Origin of the sequence: uncultured Pedobacter sp., assembly GCF_913776295.1 — a bacterium.
GTDB lineage: Bacteria > Bacteroidota > Bacteroidia > Sphingobacteriales > Sphingobacteriaceae > Pedobacter.
This window is the reverse complement of record NZ_CAJYOJ010000032.1, coordinates 1-19,672: the sequence shown is the minus strand read 5'-3', so window position 1 is coordinate 19,672 and position 19,672 is coordinate 1. Positions and strand designations below refer to the sequence as shown.

Sequence of the window (19,672 nt, the reverse complement as noted above, 5' to 3'; positions counted from 1 at the left end):
AGCACAGAGGACTTTTTTGTTATCCCGAGGGGTAATTTATGGTATAAAAATCGATATGATCGCCTTCGATATCGTCATCTTGACCGTAGTGCCTGCCCATACAGGCACTTCGCGTTGCTCCGGTCGAGATGACGACCATTCTATCAGAGAGTGTCAATGGCAGCGAAGCATCTTTAAAATGAGATATACTCTTTTGTTGATTTACAACCCATTAAACTGCGGCATCATAACCCATTTTTCAATGCAGATGAAAAATACCCATATTTTTTGCCAAAAAAGGCCAGTTTTTTTGATGTAACCACAAAATATTGTAAGTTTAGAGTTTTTTAAGCGCTTAGCTTATAAAAATTTTAAACCAATCAATGTTACGTGTCGATAGCGCTAAAGCCTGTAAAGTGGTGTACTCATTGTGCAAACATGAGTATCTGGGCTATTTAATTGAACCACATGTCGTTCAGCTTAATCCGCAGGGAGATTTCTCCTTTACCTATCAACGAATTTTCACCCATACCGCTGAAGAATTTAATGCATGTTTAAGTGATATTGATTATAAGCTGATCAAGATTCTGGATGATATCGAACAGGATTCGCTGATTAAAAAATATTATAAAAAATTAATCAGGCCTACTGAATTCTTTACCAAAATTTTTGACGATAAGTTTTATGAAAATGTTCGTCCTAAAATTGAAAAGAAACTTGCCGAAGCTTTAGAAATCTTAAAGGTTAAAAATGAGCTTTATGTAATGGACAAAGACGGCTGGCCTGTAGAGCGAAAAATAGAACTTGCTCATGAGGCTGCATCTATCCTTTTCCATTTCCGGAGAAACGAAACGGAAACACGTTATTTTCCAACCATTAAATACCAAAACCTGCGCATCGAATTTATGTTTAAAGAAGCACAGATTATTAGCAACAAACCTGCCTGGTTGTTGCTAAATGATGTGTTATACTTTTTTGATCAGGACATTGAGGGAAAAAAATTACAACCTTTTTTAAATAAACGCTTTATTGCCATACCTAAAACAACAGAAGCCACTTATTTTGAAAAATTTGTTGCACCCTTAATAGAAAAACACCACGTGTATGCTGAAGGCTTCGAGATCAGGACCGAGCAGTTTGAAGCTATACCGGTTATTAAAGTTTTATATGTTGACGGCGGTCTATCTCAGATTCAGCTCTATTTTAAATATGGAGAATATACATTTCCGGTAGAAAATGCACATAAAGTTACCGTACGTTTAGAAAAAACAGCAGATAACTATATTTTCCACCGCATTAAACGTTCTGCAGACTGGGAAAAAAAACAATTCAATCTCCTTCTCTCATTAGGCCTAAAAAAAACAAGTTCTTTATTCAGTAACCTGGAAGTAGCCTCTGAAGAAGAAAATCCAAGTTATGGAGCTATAAATTGGGTTAATGAGCATATCGAAATCCTACAGGCATCTGGTTTTGAACTTGAACAGGCTACCGGGCAGAAAAAATTCCTGTTCGGGGCGAGTAAAATTGATCTGGAGGTTAAAGAAGGAAATGATTGGTTCGATATCCACGCCGTGGTTTGGTTTGGTAAATATCAAATCCCTTTTCTATCTTTAAAACAGCATATCTTACATAAAAAGCGCGAATTTTTATTGCCTGACGGAGAAGTAGCCATTATTCCTGACAAGTGGTTTAGCCAATATGGCAGTCTGTTTAGTCTTGCAGAAGCCGGCCAAACACTCAAATTAAAAAAACACCATATCGGTTTAATCAACGATCTGGCTGAAGATAGTTTGGCAAACGTTACCCTTGAACGTAAGCTTCAACGGCTATCAGACTTTGAAAATATTGCCGATACACAAATGCCGGTGCATTTTAAAGGCAGTTTACGCGATTACCAGAAAGCCGGCTATAACTGGTTCAGTTTTTTACGCGAATATAATTTTGGTGGTTGTTTAGCTGACGACATGGGTTTGGGTAAAACCATCCAAACACTGGCCATGCTGCAAAAAGTGAAGGAAGATGATCAATTGCGTGAAACGCAAATCACCTCCCTCATCATCATGCCTACTTCTTTGATTTATAACTGGTTAACAGAGGCTAAAAAATTCACACCAAAGCTTAAAATACTGGCACATACGGGCACTAACCGAAATAAAGACGTAGCCAATTTTGCCAATTATGATATTATCATTACCACCTATGGTGTAACCCGGGTAGATATAGACGAATTGAAAAACTTCTATTTCAATTATATCATTCTGGATGAAAGTCAGAACATTAAAAACCCCACATCAAAATCGTTCAAAGCTGTTAGAAGCCTAAAATCTAAACACAAACTGATTTTGAGCGGTACACCGGTAGAAAATTCGGTAAGTGATTTATGGTCTCAATTGACTTTCTTAAATCCTGGTTTACTGGGTACGCAGGCTTTTTTTTATGAAGAGTATGTGCAGGCAATAGAAAAGAAAAAAGACGAAGAAAAAGCGCGTAAGCTACAATCTATTATTAAACCTTTTGTACTCCGGAGAACAAAAGAACAGGTAGCGGCAGAATTACCGCCTAAAACTGAGCAGGTCATTTATTGCGATATGAGCGAAGACCAGGCGGCCTATTACGAAAAAACCAAATCAGCTTACCGCAACGATCTATTGCAAAGTATGGATGACGGAACCTTTGCACAGAAACAGGTTCAGCTTTTACAGGGATTAACGGCTTTACGTCAGCTGGCTAACCACCCTGTAATGATTGATGGTGAATACATGTCCGATTCAGGTAAATTCGAAAATGTAATCCATACGTTAGATAACGTGCTAAAGGGCGGACATAAAGTTTTGGTTTTTTCACAATTCGTAAAACACCTGGATATCTTCAGAAAACATTTCGAAGCAGAGCAGATACCATTTGCTTATTTGGACGGCTCAACCCGTAACCGTGGGGAGATCGTTTCTGAATTTCAACAGAATACCGGGCTGAAAGTTTTTTTAATCTCTATCAAAGCTGGTGGTGTTGGGTTAAATTTAACCCAGGCCGATTATGTTTTTATTCTCGATCCATGGTGGAACCCTGCGGTAGAACAACAGGCTATTGACAGAACGCATCGTATCGGCCAGGATAAAAAGGTTTTTATCTATAAATTTATTGCAAAAGATACTGTTGAAGAAAAGATCCTGGCTCTGCAGAACCGCAAAAAATCGTTAGCCAGTTCATTGATCACTACTGAAGAAAGCTTCTTCAAATCACTGAGCAAAGAGGATATCAGGGATATCTTGAATTAATATCTATGTCATCCTGAATGCAATGAAGGATCTTTATCAGTGGGCTTCAATTTTCGTATTCATTGATCACTATCGAAGAAGTTTCTTTAAATCGCCGAGTAAAGATGATATCAGAGATATCAATTAAGGTCTGGTTGTCATCCTGAATGCAATGAAGGATCTTCATCAGAGGGCTTAAGTTTTCATCTTTTAAAGATTCTTCACTACGTTCAGAATGACAGATTACTTTATAGATTTTGACATTCCGTTGAGCTACATTCAAAATAACGATAAATTTCATAGAGGAAACAATTTAAATTTCTTTTCAAAACTCATTCTCTCCCTGGTTGTTATATAATGGAACATAAATTCTATTATTATGACAAATCAAGATTTTAATACTGCTGTTAACAATGTTAAAGAGGCATGGAAATATCCGGAATTATTCGAAAATGTCTCAAAATCAGAACGTTGGTTATCTGGTGCCGCAGGTACTTATTTATTTCTTAAGGGTATCACCAGCATTTTTTCGCATCCTGTAATTGGCTTAACTGGTGCTGCAATTGGTGCGGGGCTACTTTACCGCGGTATTACGGGCTATTGCCCAATGCGCGATCTGGCAGAGCAACGCAAAGAAGACGTAGCTCCTGATGAAGTAGTGATTACTGAAACCTATGTTGTTGACGATTTAGGGTAAAATTTTAAATACTAAATTTCCATTTCTTAATAAACTGGTTAACTTTAAAAAGTTAAACCACAATCATGAACAAGTACACACTATTATTTATCCCCGCACTTTTTGCCGGGAAAGCTATGGCGCAAGATAAGAAACCGGATCCTGCCAATGACCCTAAAACAACTGAAGTTTGGCAACCTGTCCCTAAAATTGTTACACCGGGTAAATTGCCTCAGGATGCACCATCTGATGCTATTATTCTTTTTGGCGGAAGAAATTTAGATGCATGGCATTCTGTTAAAGATCCATCTAAGCCTGCTGAATGGACGATTGATGATGGCTTTTTCACTGTAAAAAAAGGGACAGGGAACATCGAAACCAATAAAAAGTTTACTGATTACCAACTACATATGGAATGGAAGATACCAGAAAACATTTCTGGTGAAGGTCAGGCACGTGGGAACAGTGGGGTATTTTTAGCTTCAACAGGAGGTGGTGATGATGGTTATGAAATCCAGATTTTAGACGTTTATAACAATAAAACCTATGTGAACGGACAAACAGGAAGCGTTTACAAGCAAGCAATTCCTTTAGCTAATGCTAACAAAAAACCTGGTGAATGGCAATATTACGATATCATTTGGAATGCACCACGTTTTAATGAAGATGGAACAGTACAAAAACCAGCCAGTGTTACTTTATTTCTAAATGGTGTACTCTTACAGAATGGATTTGTATTAAAAGGTCCAACAAGGTATATCGGCGCCCCCGAGTATAAAAAACATGGCCCGGCTTCTATAAAATTGCAAGATCATGGTGACCCTAGTCCAGCGATCAGTTTCAGAAACATCTGGGTAAGAGAATTATAATCATATTATATGGTCCTCGTTTATAATGAAGATCGACAAGAATTGCGATTTATAATTTCAACAAAAAAATAATAAAGGACCTGCAGGCCAAAAGTTTGCAGGTTTTGTTTTATAGATAGTTTGGCTCATCATTATTCATTTGAAACAGCAAAGTTAAGTGTAGTAGCTTTAAGAAGTTTGAAGCATTTCCATGTACAATTCCCTGCTGATCATTACGGCACCCAAACTCATCAAATGATCATTTGGCAATTGACAATCGATCAAATCGATATTCATCTTGCTTAAAAAAATCAATGCTGCCTTTGAAGCATTACTCACATGGCTAAACATACTTTCGCCGCAAAAAACACGGTTAACCTCTAAACCATACAAGCCCCCAACTAATTTCCCTTCCTGCCAAACCTCTACACTATGTGCATAGCCCTGGTGATGGAGCTTGGTATAAGCATCTTGCATTTCATGGGTAATCCAGGTTCCATCCTGCCCTTTTCTTACTGTATTAGCGCAATTTTGGATTACCTCAGCAAAAGCCTGGTTAAAAGTAATCTTGAAAACCTCCTGCTTTAAAATTTTCCTCATGCTTTTACTGACCTTGATTTTATCTGGGTAAATCACACAGCGGTCGTGTGGCGAATACCATAGAATTGGTTCACCCTCGCTAAACCATGGAAATATACCATTTGAATAGGCAATCAGTAATCGCTCCGTACTTAAATCGCCCCCAACGGCTAACAAACCATCCTCCTCTGCCAAAGCCGGATCAGGAAAGCCAGGATGATCATCTAGTAGCTGAAAAAACATGACCAAAAATAAGAAAGAAAACAAAGATTAAACCCTCGGGTTTCAAACAAGTCATATTGTAAAACAGTCCATTATGAACACGAAAGATAATTTTCTAAAAATAAAACATCTTTACAACCGGGCGGGCTTCGGAATTTCTTATGCCGACTTACAAAAATTAAGCAGGAAAAAATTAGATAAAGTAGTAGATAATTTGCTTAAAGATTCACAGAAAGAAGATCCAATTAACTTGGTAAACGATTTTGAATCAAAACGGCATCTTCTGGTGCAGGCCGGCTTATATGCGAAAAAAGATCTGACTGATGATGAAAAAAAAATGCGGCAGCAGATTATCCGTGAGCAGAATGAGGTGAGCCGCGACCTAAATATTGCTTTCGTTACCAAAATGATCAATACTGATGCACCGTTGAGGGAGAAGATGACCCTCTTTTGGCATGGTCATTTTGCCTGTCGCAGCAACAATCCTTTTTTTGCGCAACAACTAAACAATATCCAAAGGGCAAATGCCTTAGGCAGCTTTAAAACCTTATTGGTCGAGGTATCTAAATCGCCTGCAATGCTACAATACCTGAATAACCAGCAGAATAAAAAAGGTAAACCAAATGAAAACTTCGCCCGGGAACTCATGGAGCTCTTCACTTTAGGAAGGGGAAATTATACCGAGCAGGACATTAAAGAATCTGCCCGCTCGTTTACGGGCTGGATGTACGACAAAGACGGTTCGTTTATTTTCAGGAAAAACCAGCACGATAGCGGAACAAAAACCTTTTTCGGTAAAATAGGGAATTTTGAAGGCGAGAATATTATTGATATTATTCTCGAAAAGCCTGAAACCGCACAATTTATAGCCTGGAAAGTCTATAAATTCTTCGTTAACGATAATCCAAATGAGGCACATGTTAAAGAACTGGCCACACATTTTTATAATTCGAAATACGATATCGCTTCCATGATGAAAAAAATGTTTACGTCCGATTGGTTTTATAGCCCGGAAAATGTAGGCACCAAAATTAAATCGCCAGCCGAGTTTTTAGTCGGTTTGAGTCGGGAGTTTTATGTTACCTATAACAAGCCACAGGTTTTAATACAGTTACAGAGCAGTTTGGGGCAATATTTATTTAATCCCCCCAATGTTGCAGGCTGGCCTGGCGGACAAAGCTGGATTGACAGCTCATCGTTAATGTTAAGAATGCGGATACCTTCGCTCGTTTTAAATGATGGGGAAATTGATTTTAGTGGCAAAGCCGATCCTGAAGATGAAGCTGTAATCGCTTTAAGCAGAACGGCTACGAGTAATGCAAATGCCAATACCAAACCAAAATCGTACGTCAATGCGAATGCGAACTGGCCAAAATTTTTAAGCACTTTACCAAAAGGATTAACGCCATTGGAACTTACCGAATATTTATTGCAACCGAAATTAAATTCTAAAATAACTACAATGGTGAGCGATAATAAAGGTTTAAGGAGTACAGCAGTAGAAATTACCAGCATGCCTGAGTATCAGTTGTGCTAGGTGCATATTGGTTGATCGTTTGATGGCTCATGGTTGATAACCATTTCACTAAACACTCAGGCTATCAGTGATAAAATATGAACCATTGACAAGTGAACAGAAAACACTAACAAGATGAACAGAAGAAATTTTTTAAGAAATACAGGGTTTGTTGCAGCAGGTTCGCTATTTGTTCCTGCCTTTATGAAACCACTTGAGGCCATGGCACTCGACGAATTAAGCCTCTATAAAAATCTGGTTGTTGTACAGCTATCTGGCGGAAATGACGGCCTTAATACGGTGGTTCCTTTTGGAAACGATATTTACTATCAAAAACGAAACAGTATTGCCATTAAACCCGAAGAAGTAATTAAACTGAATGATATGCAGGGGTTAAACCCGAATATGGCCGCCCTGCAAGAGATTTATGACCAAGGCTGGATGACCATTATCAACGACGTGGGCTATCCAAATCCCGACCGTTCACACTTCCGATCGATGGATATCTGGCAAACTGGTAGTGATAGTAACCAATTTTTATCAACCGGATGGATTGGCCGTTATTTAGACAGTAACTGCCAAACCTGCAAATTCCCCTATACTGCGATAGAAGTTGACGACTCACTCTCGTTGGCCATGAAAGGTCAGACCAAAAAAGGAATTGCATTAAAAGATCCTGCAGCTTTGTTCCGCAATACCAATGATCCGTTTTTTAAAGCCATGTTGCAGAATGACAAGGAACATTTAGATGAAGATAATTTAGGTTATTTATATAAAACCATGATCGAAACCTCGTCATCAGCAAATTATATACAAAATACTTCCAAAGTTTATCAGTCTAAATTCACCTACCCCAATTCGGGTTTTGCCAATCAATTAAAAACAGTTTCAAAATTTATTTCTTCAGGATTAAAAACGAGGGTTTATTATGTGTCGTTAAGCGGTTTTGATACCCACGTGAATCAGACTGGTCAGCAAGGCAACCTGCTTAAACAGTACAGCGAAGGCATGGCAGCCTTCCTGAAAGACCTAAAATCGAACAATAAGCTTGAAGATACTTTAGTGATTACCTTCTCTGAATTTGGCCGCAGGGTAGAGCAAAATGCCAGCAATGGAACCGATCACGGAACGGCAAATAACATGTTCGTTTTTGGTGGGAGATTGAAGAAACAGGGCATCTTCAATGCGGCGCCTAACCTAAGCGATTTAGACACCGGAGATTTAAAATACCAGCTGGATTTCAGGCAGGTTTACGGTACCATTTTAGATAAATGGCTGGATGTAAATAATGCCGATATCCTGAATAAAAAGTTTAATACGCTGGATTTTATATAAGGTTTACAAAGAAGTCAAGTTTAATGGCAAGGGTGTTATGAAACTTGACTTCTTTATGATCTACTTCTTTTTTAAAACATAAACCGGCCTGTTTGAAGATTGGTCTATCTGCTCTGTGTAGACACTAAATAATTCATAACCGTAGGACTTCATTTTATTCACCGCATCAATTGCTGAATTAAATTCAATTTTTTTATCATTATCATCTCTGATATATAGTTCGCTATAATCACCTATTTTTTGTCCGTACTCGAGCGCAATCCATTGTTTATCAGCTAAAAAGCTTCTTATCGCGCGAATTTGAATGTAATCTACATGGATATTGGCCAATTTCTTGCCGTTTACATTTTGTGCTTTGGCATGAGACAGCCAAAAGCAAGTGGTCATTGCCGCTGCCAGGGTTAATTTTTTCATATTGTGTTTCTTTTGTGTGTAATTCTAAATTACAAAGAAATCAATGAATATATGATCAGACTGTAACAAAATATCCGATATTAAGTCTTAACATTAAAAGCAACATGAACTTAATAGGCAATATTATCTGGATTATATTTGGAGGGATCTTTATTTTCCTTGAATATGTAATCGGAGGATTAATTCTTTGCCTAACCATCGTGGGAATTCCCTTTGGCATACAGTGTTTTAAATTTGCCATCGTAGGCCTTGCACCTTTTGGTGTTAAAATAACTGATACTTCCTCAAATACCGGCTGCCTGTCAACCATTATGAATTTAATCTGGGTTTTCTGTGGAGGGTTCTGGATTGCCTTAACACATTTATTTTTCGGAATATTGCTTTGCATTACGATCATAGGCATTCCGTTCGGCCGCCAGCATTTTAAACTGATGAATCTGGCCTTTACGCCTTTCGGAAAATCGATTTCCTGATTTGAATAAATCTATATAGCTCCTTCATTCCCATGACTTATTCGTCGTTGCAAGAAGGCTTTTCAGCCGACGAAGCCTGTCGGCAACAGGCTGGCAATCTCAATCGCCAGTTAATGTATCAGATTGCTTCGGCTCATCCAATCCCTGGCTTACAATCACGACATTTCGTCGTATATCTCCTGTATTTTTGAAAAGCAGGGTTCTGTGTTTATCGGATCCGAAAGTCCTGCCATCCGCTTTACCTCGCTGCGCTCGGTGCCCGCTCCTGTCAGGTTTATTGAATTTTGGCCTGTCCCCATTTGCAAAAAAATTTGTACCTAGCCCCGATTGAATGGATGCCCACGATATTTCATCGGGGCAGGAAGGAAAGCGGGACTACCGCAACCGAAGAGCACAACAATTGCGCTCCAAAAACTACTGAATAAGCCCTATGGATTTAGAATGTTCAATCGCTTCCGCACTATCTTTAAATAAACAGGCTTCTACCCCTTTAGCTTTTACTTTTCTAAGTAATTCTTTTGCTTCTGACTCCTTTTCAGGACGGATATTACGGATGTAAACAGCTTCAATATTCTGTGGGTATTTTTCAACTATCGCACTGTAAATTTCGGGATCCTGCTGTGAATTATCTCCAAAAAATACAAATTTTTGATTGGGAAAGGTATCTAGAATACGCATCACCCGCAGTAATTTGCCTTCATGTCCGGTCTTACCTGTTTTAATCAGATCTTTCCATCTTTTAATTGTGTTTAGGAGAAAAGCACCTTCAGGCAGTTTATTAAACCTAAAAGTTTCAACAAGGTAATCATAAAGGTTCCATTCACTACTGCTTACATAAAAAAAAGGGTTGGGTTGAGTTGCATCCGTATGCGAAAATGCCAACTGCTGATAGTGGCTCGGAGTATCTGAAAAGGTTTTACGCGTATGCGGATTTTTAATAAACAACTCCCTCAACCTTCTGCCAATAGTTGCCGAATGAGAAACCATCACCGTATCATCCACATCAGAAATAAAGGCATATTGGGTAATGTGTGGTACAAATACCCTGCCCTCTCCAATATTCAAAACAGACCCGTGCTGATCAACAGCTTCCACTTTCACTTCATGCCAGCCTGCCGGAACATCGTGTTCGGCCTTCCATTCAAACTTAAAGAAACCATCTCTTTCGGTCTTATTATAAATGGTCTGATCAAAGAATTTTAAACGTACCTCAACAAAAGCGTAAGGTTTTAGGATAAAGAGCTTTAATAGATGGATAATATTAACAAACAAATTGTTACTGTAAACCTGCCTTGTTTTGGCCTTGCGTTTAAAAACATGACCATAAACAACCAGATTGTGTGCATGCCCATAACCGTGATATACTTTGACACTAACAGATTTATTCATCTAGTTAAAACAGAGTTTATTTAAAGTTGTTTGTTGATTAAACCATCAGGTAATACATGAAATTATTATTCGTCATCAATCCGGGCTCAGGCAGCAACGATACTAACCTAAAGGAAGTAATTTCTACCCATTTCAATTCAAAAACTACTGAAATTGATCTTTATGAATTACCGGAAGACTGCTCTTTGGAAAAAATTAAGGAGAAAATCAAAAGTGCAAAAGCAGATCGTGTGGTAGCGGTTGGTGGCGATGGAACGTTGAAACTGGTTGCAGAATGTTTATTACATACTGAAACGCCCATCGGCATAGTTCCTGCCGGTTCCGCTAATGGGATGGCAAAAGAATTGGGCATACCCACTGATATTGAACAAGCTTTAGACATTCTGGATGAAGGCCATCTGCAAAAAATTCATGTAGTTAAACTTAACGACGAGATTAGCATTCATTTATCTGATTTAGGCTTTAATGCCTATCTGGTAAAGAAATTTGATACCCTGCCCCAGCGAGGGATGTGGGGTTATGCAAAAGCTACCTGGCATGCCTTGTGGAACCACAAGCGAATGGATGTAGAATTGAAGCTTAAAGATAAAACCGTTACTTCTAAAGCATCAATGGTAGCCATTGCCAATGCTACGATGTATGGAACCGGATTAAAGATTAATCCTGACGGAAAATTAAATGATGATCTTTTTGAAGTGGTTTTGGTAAAGGATTACTCCTATCTGGAAATTATAAAGATATGGATCACCAAATTACCCTTCAACCCGAAAAAGATAGAGGTATTTCAAACCGCTGAAGTCAAGATTTCTTCCAAACACAAAGCGCACTTCCAGGTAGATGGAGAATACATTGGAAAGGTAAATACGGTTGAGGCAAAAATCCTTCCAGCTGCCATAACAGTGGTTTTACCTGAGGTATTAGAAAACTGAGCGATGAATTTTAATGGTAAAATACAACCTGAAAAATTCAGCAATAAAACAGATCCGGAATAAGATATCAAACCACTGTTGGCTCAAGTCTAACATTTCAGGTAAAAAAGTGATAAAACCGATGGAAAATACCCATACCACCAACCTAAATGGAAATTGGATATAATAGGCGATAAAACCAAACTTCTTAAATAAGCTTAACCCGATTGCAGAAACAAATAATGAAACAAATAAGGGTAAAAGTAAAACTACTTTAGCCTGTGAAAGGATCTGGTCGGGAATTTCATTTAAATGTGTTAAAATCTGCCAAAACTGTTTGGTTAACAAAACGATACTAATAAGATCCAGTAAGGCAAAAAATCGACTTGTAATCTTCATTTATTTACAATACCTGGCTAAATAATCATCTGCTTTATTGCTTCCCATATACTTAACAAAAAGAAAGTCTTCGCAAGCGCCTTGCTTATCGCCTTGTTTTATTTTTTTCAAACCCATTTGAATGCGATCATCGAGGTAATCATCATCTATACCCAGCTGATTTTTGATTGCTATAATCTGAACTTCCTGTCCGGGTTTGGCCTGATCAATGTTTTTATAGAAATTAATCACCGAATTAGTGAGTGCTTCTTCAGCCTGATAGTTGCGAATGGCTTCCTGCATGGCTTCACTCGATTTTCCTTCACAATTATAACCTGAAAGCTTGAAATTAACCGGAGCAACGATTGAAACAGTGGTATCATAACCTGCAGGAACCTGCCATTTACCGCTGCTCATTCTGATTAAACGCAGTGCTTCTTCGTCCAGGTCAGACAATATACCTTTACTCACTTTCGAGAAATAAACCTTCCCTTGTGCATTAAGCTTAAAACTGATGTTTACCGTACCCTGGATACAATTGTCTTTAGAAAACTGTGGATAGATGGTATTTTGCGTTAAGAAGTTAGTAAAACCATTTTTACCAGATTTAAACTGAACCTGCGCCATGGCCAGCGAGCAGCAGAAAATTAAACAGATAGTGAACAGTTTTTTCATTGTACTAATTTACTAAAAAAAGCCGAAGTAATTACCACAGAGAGGCACGGAGTTTTTTCACAGAGAAGATGAGAGATTAATTCAATCATTCACACGCAGGTGGAAACTACAACTTAATCAAAGTCAATCTTAAAGCGCACGCTAATAGCTGCAAGATTTGTTTCATCAGCTAGAAAAGTTTTTGCACAATGATGATCGCAACAAACCACTTTTTGATCTCTGTGGCTTCCCTCGGTTTTCTCTGTGGTTAAATTTAAAATTACGTTCAGCCACAGAAGCAAGAAAGACACGGAAAAAACTTAACACCCGTTGCGCATTCCTTCTTTTCTTTGCGGTTAAGAAAAAGTAGACTTCAAAATCAAATCCGGATCAGGGCAATTGGCTAGATATTTTTCCCGCTCGCTAAACTTACATACGCCGGGGTAATCGCCTTTTAATCCCTGCATATCTTCTATTAGCTGAAAGTGAAGATGTGGTGGCCAGCAACCGTTTTCATCTTTATTACCCAGTTCTGCAAATTTTGCACCCGCTTTTATTGGCATTCCTTCGCTTAGATTACTTAAAGAAGCTAAATTCAGGTGACCGTAAAGGGCATGGAATTTATACCCGGCAATATCATAGGCCAGAATAATCGTTGCGCCGTAATCGCCAAAGTTGTTGTTATTGGCGAAGCTATGAACGGTTGCATCGTAAAAATTGTAAATTGATGTACCGGTTGCTCCCCATATATCGACGCCTAAATGCAGCCTGCGCGGTTCTTCACCAGTGTCAAAATGTGTACTGCGCGAATATATGGTGCGGTATTCATTATAGCCTCCAATGCCGTAAAGAGCATGGTTTGAGCTAAGCTTTTCATCAATCCAAGTCGAAAATCGATCAATATTATCTAAAATTTCATTGGTAAGCTCAGTGTTTGTAGCGGTAAAATCAAGGCCTACAAGCCGGTCATATTTTGGATTAAAATCCACAACATGATGGATTAAGCTATAGTTCTTTTCAATTACCTGCTCAAGAATATGCATTAAGTGAAGGTTTATTTAAAAATATAAACATAATTATAAATATAGTGCGATAATGCACCGCCAATTACAAATAAATGCCAGAGTTCATGACTATGCATCCACCTGGACAATTGTTTGTCTTTTGCATAATAATAAGTGCCGCCGATATAAAAAATGCCTCCTAACAATAGCCAGAATATGGCGCCGACGGGTAAGGTGCCTAACATTTTTTGGAGCAATGGCACAATTAAGCAGCCCATTAAAATATAGATGGATAACGACATGGCTGTACTCTTTAAGCGATTGAAGATTTTGAGCAGACAGCCTGTAATGGCTATTATCCATACAACGGCAAAGAGACTCCAGCGTAGCCAACCATCGAAAACCATTAAAGCAGTAGGACTATAAGAGCCGGCAATCATGAGGTAAATGCAGCAATGGTCAAACTTTTGCCAAAAACGTATGCCATATTCAGTTGCCGGATAACCATGATACATGGCACTTACGGAAAAAAGAATAAAAGTAGCTACGCTATAAATCCATGCAGCGGTATATTCAATTGGTGTATTGCACTTTTGGAGCAAAAAGTATCCGGCCGGGATTGCTACCAAAGCCGGTATAAAGTGTGTGAAGAAATTAACGGGTTCCCTTAGCTTCCTCACAAAAATTATTCGCTGTCCTCGTCTTTTTGCCTTGGCTCTTTGGCAATCTTATCAAAAAGATGATCCATACGTTCTACATACTCATTGGTATCATCTACAAAGAAAGTAAGTTCTGGAACTACCCTCACCTGGTGGCGGATTCTGCTGCCCAGTTTATATCTGATCTCTCCGGCATGCGAATTCACCGTATTGATTGAAAGTGTAGTATTATTGGTATTTAAAAAGCTGAGATAAACTTTAGCCACTGCCAAATCAGGCGAAACCCTTACGCGGGTAATGGTTACCAATGTATTAGGCAAAAATGCAGCACCTTCACGCTGAAAAACCTGTGCCAACTCCTCTTGTAATACTCCTGCAAATTTCTGCTGACGTTTACTTTCCATAATGTATCTATCTATCGTAATTGCAATCGACCTCGTAGGTTTTAAAAACCTGCGAGGTTACTTTTCGCATCGCAATAACGGAATTAATCTAATAAAGCAAATTGCTATCATACGGATACCTTGCTACATGCGCAGCCCTGATTTTATCGTACAATAACGTTTTAAATTCTTCTATATTCTCTTTCTGAGTGGCTGAAATAAACAAGACTGGTACTTTGCCATGACTCATCCAGCTATTTTTAAATTCTTCCAATGTTAATTTACCGTCCTCATCATCTCCCTCTGCCTCCGGCGAAACATAGGCATCAATTTTATTGAAAACCAAAATCATGTCTTTATCAATTGCACCGATATCTTTCAGGGTTTCGTTAACGGTATTGATCTGGTCTTCAAAGTTTGGATGTGAAACATCTACTACGTGAATCAGCAAATCGGCCTCCCTAACTTCATCCAGAGTAGATTTAAAGCACTCAACCAAATGGTGAGGCAGTTTGCGGATAAACCCAACGGTGTCAGAAAGCAGAAATGGCAAATTCTCGATTACTACTTTACGGACAGTGGTATCTAAAGTAGCAAAAAGTTTATTTTCTGCGAATACTTCCGATTTCGACAACATGTTCATGATGGTTGATTTACCTACGTTGGTATAACCCACCAATGCTACACGAATCAGCTGACCACGGTTTTTACGCTGTGTTTCGTTCTGTCTGTCGATATTTCTTAAACGCTCTTTTAACAAAGAGATTTTATTTAAAATAATCCGTCTATCACTTTCAATCTGCGTTTCACCCGGTCCGCGCATCCCGATACCACCTTTCTGGCGTTCGAGGTGAGTCCACATACCGGTTAGCCGTGGCAGAACATATTGCAATTGCGCCAGTTCTACCTGTGTTTTAGCCTGTGCAGTTTGTGCCCTGTTCGCAAAAATATCCAGAATCAAATTACTCCGGTCTAATACCTTAACCCCTAGTTCACGGTCTATGTTGCGCAGTTGCGATGGTGATAATTCATCATCAAATACTACGGTATCAATTTCTTCCGATTTTACATAAGCTTTAATTTCTTCCAGCTTACCGGTACCCACAAAGGTTGCACGTTCTGGCTTGAGCATTTTTTGCGTAAAAACCTTCTCCACCTTCCCTCCTGCTGTATCTACCAAAAAGGCCAGCTCGTCTAAATATTCTTTTGTTTGGGCTTCTTTTTCGCCGGGCGTAACCACGCCGACCAAAATTGCCCTTTCCTGCACTACGGCAGTATCATAAAATTTTTGTTTTCCCATGTAATTAATACAAAGATACGAAATTTGCGAACGTGTATTTTGTTTGTTTAAACCTCACAGATTTTAAAACCCCCCGAGGTTTATAAAGGCTAAATCTGTGCTACAAATTCCTTGATAGAAGCTCCGGGATTATCGGTTTTCATAAAATTCTCACCGATCAAAAATCCGTTAAATCCTGCAGCTTTCAAGTTTTTAATAGTCTGCGGATCACTAATGGCACTTTCCGAAATCTTTAAAAATTCATCCGGAATTTTATTCACCAAATCGAATGAAGTCTGGATGTCGACCGTAAAATCGGCCAGGTTCCGGTTGTTTACCCCAATCGCATCTAAATGCGGTGAAATACTTCTTTCCAGCTCTTCCAGGTTATGCACCTCTAAAAGCACATTTAAACCAAGATTATGCGCAAACTTTCCGAAATCATTGATCTGTTTCGGGGTTAATATTGAGGCAATTAGCAGGATAATATCAGCACCCCAGGCTTTTGCTTCCAAAATCTGGTATTCATCGATCATAAAATCCTTTCTTAGAACCGGAATATCGTTTGCTGCCCGGGCAGCCAGAATATCATCGGTTTTACCCCCAAAAAAGTCTATATCTGTTAATACCGAAAGTGCAGATGCTCCCGCAGCATTGTAGGCCTGCGTCACGTCAGCAACATCGGCAATGCCGTTGATTAGACCTTTCGATGGCGACCGGCGTTTAAATTCTGCAATAATCCCTGTGCGATCATGAGCCAATAAAAACTCTTTAAAAGAATAAGGTGTACGCTTAAAGTGTAGCGAATTTTCTAAATCAGTTACGGAAACCAAAGCTTTCGCATCAGCAATTTCTTCTTTCTTACGTAGTACGATTTTATCTAAAATGTTCATTTTACTAATTCGTCATGCTGATCCGATAGTTATCGGATTTGTTTAGCATCTAAAAGTTAACTAATCCCAGTAAGATCCTGAATCGGGTTCAGGATGACGACCGGATGAATAAAGGGCTAAGGAGTCGACGTTAACCAGTTCTCCATCATCTGTTTGCCATGCTCAGTAAGCACGCTCTCAGGATGAAATTGCACACCGCGCACATCTAATGTTTCATGTCTTAACGCCATAATTTCATTCTTATGATCTCTGGCGGTAATTTTTAAACAGGTAGGAAAATTATCTTTACTCACTACCCAGCTATGATAACGGCCAACATTAATGGTTTGCGGGCATTCCCAAAATAAAGGTTCATCGCCATCTACAACCGTAACGGGTGTAGCAATTCCATGCATGGGCCTACCCAGGTTGTATAGTGTACCACCAAAGGCTTCTGCAATGGCCTGCTGACCTAAACATACCCCAAAAATGCTCTTTGTTGGTGCATAAGTTTTAATTACATCCAGTAATAAACCTGCTTCCTCCGGAATACCAGGACCTGGTGAAAGCAAGATTTTATCGTATTTCTCTACATCAGCCAAATCGAATTTATCATTTCTCCAAACTTCGGCTTCATAACCAACTTCATTAATTAAGTGAACCAGGTTATACGTAAAACTGTCGTAATTATCGATTACCAGAACTTTATTGTTTGTTTCCATTTTCAATATTCCAATTTTTTATTTCCTCACTGATAAAATGGTTTACCAGATCTCTGTATACTTTTTCAATAATGTCGGGGTTTAAACCGGCAACTTCCGCCCAAACCCGCCTTTGTAAAAGCATATTTTTAAACCTTTCGGGTGCTTTAACCGCCTCTTCATTTACCTTAAACCTGGAGGCTACCTTTACATATTTGAATCTTTCCCCAATTAATTGAACAACTTGCTGGTCGATAGTATCAATAGCTAAGCGGATCTCATCAATATTTTTGCAGCTTTCCGGTGAACCTATCATTTTACCATGATTAAATGTTTTCTGCCATTTGCACCGCTTTACGCAATGCGGCAATTTTATTATTTACTTCCTGCATTTCGGTTTCAGGTACCGAATCAGCTACAATACCCGCTCCTGCACGGTAATGCAATTCATTATTCTTGCTCATAAAAGTCCTGATCATGATGGCATGATTAAAATCTTCATTGAAACCCATAAAGCCGATGGCACCCGCATAAAAATTTCTGCCCAGTTTTTCATTTTCATCAATCAGCTGCATGGCTTTATATTTTGGTGCACCACTCAAAGTTCCGGCCGGATAGGTATCGGCAACCACCTTAAAGGCACTTACATTTTCCTGCAAATGGCCACTCACTTTACTCACCAGGTGGATGAGGTGCGAATAATACTGTACTTCTTTAAAAGACTTTACTTCAACGCGGTTACAATGCCTGCTTAAGTCATTTCTGGCCAGATCAACCAGCATAACATGTTCGGCACTTTCTTTAGGGTCTTGTTCTAACTTTCTCGCCTGTTCTGCATCTTCAATGTCGTTTCCACTTCGCTTAAATGTCCCGGCAATTGGAAAAATATTGGCTGAATTATTTTTGATCGTAATCTGCGCCTCTGGCGACGAACCGAACAGTTTAAAATTCCCGTAGTCAAAATAAAACAGATAAGGCGATGGGTTTATCGAACGCAGACAACGGTATACATTAAATTCATCTCCGGTAAATGCTTGTTTAAATGCTCTTGAAGGTACAATCTGAAAAACATCACCACGATAAATATGCTTTTGCAGTTTCTCTACCAGATCCATAAAACCCTGATCGGTCAGGTTTGAACTTTCCTTGCCACGAAGCTGGAACTTATATTCAGGATAATTTTTATTCTGGATCAGGTATTCCATTTTTTCCAATCCACCCTCTTCTTCTCCTTCGAAAGTATTTTTGAATAGTGTTATCTCGTTTTTAAAGTGATCGATGGCAATGATGTAGCGATACAAATGATACTGCATCTCCGGGATTTCTTCACCTTCGGGCGTTTCGGAGGTAAACCTGATATCTTCAAAATGCTGCACGGCATTCCAGGTGAAATAGCCAAAAAGGCCACTTGATATAAATTTAATTTCAGGTAGTTCAGTTTCCTTGAACTTATCCTTAAAACCGGCAATTTCATCAATCAGGTTTTTGCTCTCGGTTATTTCGACCGTCCCATCGGGAAAATATGTCTCCAGTCTGGAACCTTTTAAAATAATTCCTGCAACGGGATCGGCGCAAACAAAACTCATGGAGTTTTCACGACTGTGGTAATCGGAACTTTCCAGCAGAATGCTGTTTGGATAAACATCGCGCAAGCGCAGGTAAATGCTTACCGGCGTGGTGGTATCGGCAAGTAGTTTTTTGTAAGTTGTATTTATTTTATACATGATTTTATTATGTTGCTATTGCTTCGTGCATCGCAATAACTTTTAAATTATCTTAACAATAAAAAGCCCGGCGTGTGGTTCTACGCCGGGCTTTAATGGTTCTTTAATAAGGTTTAGGTTGATAAACTATATTTCTTTCATACGCAGCCAGCGCAATCCGTTTTCGAATTACTTTGCCAAAGCCAGATATGTATATTGTTGATCATGAGCCACAAAAATATAAAGAATTTTGAAAAAGCAAAATATTTATGAAAATAAGTTTAGCCCAGACTCAGAAGTCATAAGTCTTAATCCACTTGTCATCCTGAGGGATAATTTATTTTATAAAAATCAATATAGATGACGTAACTAATTACTTATGCCATACAGCCCAGTCTTGCCTCGGCTTACCGCCGCCGAATGGCTCTTACTTTTTGGCATCAAAA

At 38.9% G+C, this 19,672-nt stretch carries 20 protein-coding genes; 7 read left to right on the top strand and 13 right to left on the bottom strand.

Annotated features, from left to right (window positions below; translation table 11 throughout):
- The first annotated feature begins 362 nt into the window (after positions 1–362).
- From QZ738_RS05630 to QZ738_RS05620, 3 genes are all read left to right on the top strand, one after another.
- Positions 363–3,254, top strand: a complete 2,892-nt coding sequence (locus tag QZ738_RS05630; protein ID WP_293785522.1) for a DEAD/DEAH box helicase — start codon at positions 363–365, stop codon at positions 3,252–3,254.
- Positions 3,255–3,612: 358 nt separating this feature from the next.
- On the top strand, positions 3,613–3,930 hold the full coding sequence (locus tag QZ738_RS05625; protein ID WP_293785520.1) for a DUF2892 domain-containing protein: 318 nt from the start codon (positions 3,613–3,615) through the stop codon (positions 3,928–3,930).
- Positions 3,931–3,995: 65 nt separating this feature from the next.
- Positions 3,996–4,778 carry a DUF1080 domain-containing protein gene (locus QZ738_RS05620; protein ID WP_293785518.1) on the top strand — a complete coding sequence of 261 codons (783 nt, stop codon included), beginning with the start codon at positions 3,996–3,998 and terminating at the stop codon, positions 4,776–4,778.
- A 168-nt stretch (positions 4,779–4,946) separates the two neighbouring features.
- Here the strand turns inward: QZ738_RS05620 and aat are convergent, their stop codons facing one another.
- Entirely contained in the window at positions 4,947–5,579 is a 633-nt protein-coding gene (gene aat, locus QZ738_RS05615) for a leucyl/phenylalanyl-tRNA--protein transferase (protein WP_293785516.1), read from the bottom strand.
- Positions 5,580–5,652: 73 nt separating this feature from the next.
- Here aat and QZ738_RS05610 point away from each other — a divergent pair, with 73 nt between their 5' ends.
- Positions 5,653–7,095: a DUF1800 domain-containing protein gene (locus tag QZ738_RS05610; RefSeq protein WP_293785514.1), complete on the top strand. Its 1,443-nt coding sequence runs from the start codon at positions 5,653–5,655 to the stop codon at positions 7,093–7,095.
- Between the two features lie 114 nt (positions 7,096–7,209).
- A complete protein-coding gene (locus QZ738_RS05605; RefSeq protein WP_293785512.1) occupies positions 7,210–8,409 on the top strand; it encodes a DUF1501 domain-containing protein in 1,200 nt (399 codons plus the stop codon).
- A 60-nt stretch (positions 8,410–8,469) separates the two neighbouring features.
- Here the strand turns inward: QZ738_RS05605 and QZ738_RS05600 are convergent, their stop codons facing one another.
- Positions 8,470–8,823: a hypothetical protein gene (locus tag QZ738_RS05600; RefSeq protein ID WP_293785510.1), complete on the bottom strand. Its 354-nt coding sequence runs from the start codon at positions 8,821–8,823 to the stop codon at positions 8,470–8,472.
- Positions 8,824–8,927: 104 nt separating this feature from the next.
- Here QZ738_RS05600 and QZ738_RS05595 point away from each other — a divergent pair, with 104 nt between their 5' ends.
- The gene (locus tag QZ738_RS05595; protein ID WP_293785508.1) at positions 8,928–9,296 is read left to right on the top strand and encodes a YccF domain-containing protein; all 369 of its coding nucleotides are present in this window, start codon (positions 8,928–8,930) and stop codon (positions 9,294–9,296) included.
- Positions 9,297–9,710: 414 nt separating this feature from the next.
- Here QZ738_RS05595 and QZ738_RS05590 read toward each other — a convergent pair whose 3' ends face one another.
- Complete coding sequence (locus QZ738_RS05590; RefSeq protein WP_293785506.1) at positions 9,711–10,685, bottom strand: App1 family protein; 975 nt, start codon at positions 10,683–10,685, stop codon at positions 9,711–9,713.
- Positions 10,686–10,741: 56 nt separating this feature from the next.
- Between QZ738_RS05590 and QZ738_RS05585 the strand changes: the two genes are divergently transcribed.
- Positions 10,742–11,614, top strand: coding sequence for a diacylglycerol kinase family protein (locus QZ738_RS05585; RefSeq protein WP_293785505.1), 873 nt, complete (start codon positions 10,742–10,744; stop codon positions 11,612–11,614).
- On the opposite strand, the gene QZ738_RS05580 is transcribed toward QZ738_RS05585, so the two are convergent.
- The 10 genes from QZ738_RS05580 to QZ738_RS05535 all read right to left on the bottom strand — a co-directional run bounded on the left by QZ738_RS05580 (position 11,603) and on the right by QZ738_RS05535 (position 19,247).
- A complete protein-coding gene (locus tag QZ738_RS05580; RefSeq protein WP_293785504.1) occupies positions 11,603–11,992 on the bottom strand; it encodes a hypothetical protein in 390 nt (129 codons plus the stop codon). The genes QZ738_RS05585 and QZ738_RS05580 overlap by 12 nt on opposite strands.
- Positions 11,993–12,646, bottom strand: coding sequence for a TonB family protein (locus QZ738_RS05575; RefSeq protein ID WP_293785502.1), 654 nt, complete (start codon positions 12,644–12,646; stop codon positions 11,993–11,995). It abuts the gene before it with no gap.
- 335 nt (positions 12,647–12,981) lie between these two features.
- Entirely contained in the window at positions 12,982–13,668 is a 687-nt protein-coding gene (locus tag QZ738_RS05570) for a peptidoglycan DD-metalloendopeptidase family protein (RefSeq protein ID WP_293785500.1), read from the bottom strand.
- A gap of 11 nt (positions 13,669–13,679) precedes the next feature.
- Positions 13,680–14,309, bottom strand: a complete 630-nt coding sequence (locus QZ738_RS05565) for a hemolysin III family protein (protein ID WP_293785498.1) — start codon at positions 14,307–14,309, stop codon at positions 13,680–13,682.
- Between the two features lie 5 nt (positions 14,310–14,314).
- The gene (gene rbfA, locus QZ738_RS05560) at positions 14,315–14,692 is read right to left on the bottom strand and encodes a 30S ribosome-binding factor RbfA (protein ID WP_090984644.1); all 378 of its coding nucleotides are present in this window, start codon (positions 14,690–14,692) and stop codon (positions 14,315–14,317) included.
- 88 nt (positions 14,693–14,780) lie between these two features.
- Entirely contained in the window at positions 14,781–15,971 is a 1,191-nt protein-coding gene (hflX, locus tag QZ738_RS05555) for a GTPase HflX (RefSeq protein WP_293785496.1), read from the bottom strand.
- Between the two features lie 89 nt (positions 15,972–16,060).
- Positions 16,061–16,843, bottom strand: coding sequence for an indole-3-glycerol phosphate synthase TrpC (gene trpC / locus QZ738_RS05550; RefSeq protein ID WP_293785494.1), 783 nt, complete (start codon positions 16,841–16,843; stop codon positions 16,061–16,063).
- Positions 16,844–16,959: 116 nt separating this feature from the next.
- Positions 16,960–17,544 (bottom strand): aminodeoxychorismate/anthranilate synthase component II, encoded by a 585-nt coding sequence (locus tag QZ738_RS05545; protein ID WP_293785492.1) that lies wholly within the window; start codon positions 17,542–17,544, stop codon positions 16,960–16,962.
- A complete protein-coding gene (locus QZ738_RS05540; protein ID WP_293785490.1) occupies positions 17,528–17,839 on the bottom strand; it encodes an isochorismate lyase in 312 nt (103 codons plus the stop codon). The genes QZ738_RS05545 and QZ738_RS05540 overlap by 17 nt, the downstream gene beginning before the upstream one ends.
- A 10-nt stretch (positions 17,840–17,849) precedes the next feature.
- Positions 17,850–19,247 carry an anthranilate synthase component I family protein gene (locus tag QZ738_RS05535; RefSeq protein WP_293785488.1) on the bottom strand — a complete coding sequence of 466 codons (1,398 nt, stop codon included), beginning with the start codon at positions 19,245–19,247 and terminating at the stop codon, positions 17,850–17,852.
- Positions 19,248–19,672: the final 425 nt, after the last annotated feature.

What these genes read in the sequence shown, in the direction of transcription:
- QZ738_RS05630 (WP_293785522.1), top strand. Translation starts at nt 363, where the DNA reads ATGTTACGTGTCGATAGCGCTAAAGCCTGTAAAGTGGTGTACTCATTG.
- QZ738_RS05625 (WP_293785520.1), top strand. Translation starts at nt 3,613, where the DNA reads ATGACAAATCAAGATTTTAATACTGCTGTTAACAATGTTAAAGAGGCA.
- QZ738_RS05620 (WP_293785518.1), top strand. Translation starts at nt 3,996, where the DNA reads ATGAACAAGTACACACTATTATTTATCCCCGCACTTTTTGCCGGGAAA.
- aat (WP_293785516.1), bottom strand. Translation starts at nt 5,579, where the DNA reads ATGTTTTTTCAGCTACTAGATGATCATCCTGGCTTTCCTGATCCGGCT.
- QZ738_RS05610 (WP_293785514.1), top strand. Translation starts at nt 5,653, where the DNA reads ATGAACACGAAAGATAATTTTCTAAAAATAAAACATCTTTACAACCGG.
- QZ738_RS05605 (WP_293785512.1), top strand. Translation starts at nt 7,210, where the DNA reads ATGAACAGAAGAAATTTTTTAAGAAATACAGGGTTTGTTGCAGCAGGT.
- QZ738_RS05600 (WP_293785510.1), bottom strand. Translation starts at nt 8,823, where the DNA reads ATGAAAAAATTAACCCTGGCAGCGGCAATGACCACTTGCTTTTGGCTG.
- QZ738_RS05595 (WP_293785508.1), top strand. Translation starts at nt 8,928, where the DNA reads ATGAACTTAATAGGCAATATTATCTGGATTATATTTGGAGGGATCTTT.
- QZ738_RS05590 (WP_293785506.1), bottom strand. Translation starts at nt 10,685, where the DNA reads ATGAATAAATCTGTTAGTGTCAAAGTATATCACGGTTATGGGCATGCA.
- QZ738_RS05585 (WP_293785505.1), top strand. Translation starts at nt 10,742, where the DNA reads ATGAAATTATTATTCGTCATCAATCCGGGCTCAGGCAGCAACGATACT.
- QZ738_RS05580 (WP_293785504.1), bottom strand. Translation starts at nt 11,992, where the DNA reads ATGAAGATTACAAGTCGATTTTTTGCCTTACTGGATCTTATTAGTATC.
- QZ738_RS05575 (WP_293785502.1), bottom strand. Translation starts at nt 12,646, where the DNA reads ATGAAAAAACTGTTCACTATCTGTTTAATTTTCTGCTGCTCGCTGGCC.
- QZ738_RS05570 (WP_293785500.1), bottom strand. Translation starts at nt 13,668, where the DNA reads ATGCATATTCTTGAGCAGGTAATTGAAAAGAACTATAGCTTAATCCAT.
- rbfA (WP_090984644.1), bottom strand. Translation starts at nt 14,692, where the DNA reads ATGGAAAGTAAACGTCAGCAGAAATTTGCAGGAGTATTACAAGAGGAG.
- hflX (WP_293785496.1), bottom strand. Translation starts at nt 15,971, where the DNA reads ATGGGAAAACAAAAATTTTATGATACTGCCGTAGTGCAGGAAAGGGCA.
- trpC (WP_293785494.1), bottom strand. Translation starts at nt 16,843, where the DNA reads ATGAACATTTTAGATAAAATCGTACTACGTAAGAAAGAAGAAATTGCT.
- QZ738_RS05545 (WP_293785492.1), bottom strand. Translation starts at nt 17,544, where the DNA reads ATGGAAACAAACAATAAAGTTCTGGTAATCGATAATTACGACAGTTTT.
- QZ738_RS05540 (WP_293785490.1), bottom strand. Translation starts at nt 17,839, where the DNA reads ATGATAGGTTCACCGGAAAGCTGCAAAAATATTGATGAGATCCGCTTA.
- QZ738_RS05535 (WP_293785488.1), bottom strand. Translation starts at nt 19,247, where the DNA reads ATGTATAAAATAAATACAACTTACAAAAAACTACTTGCCGATACCACC.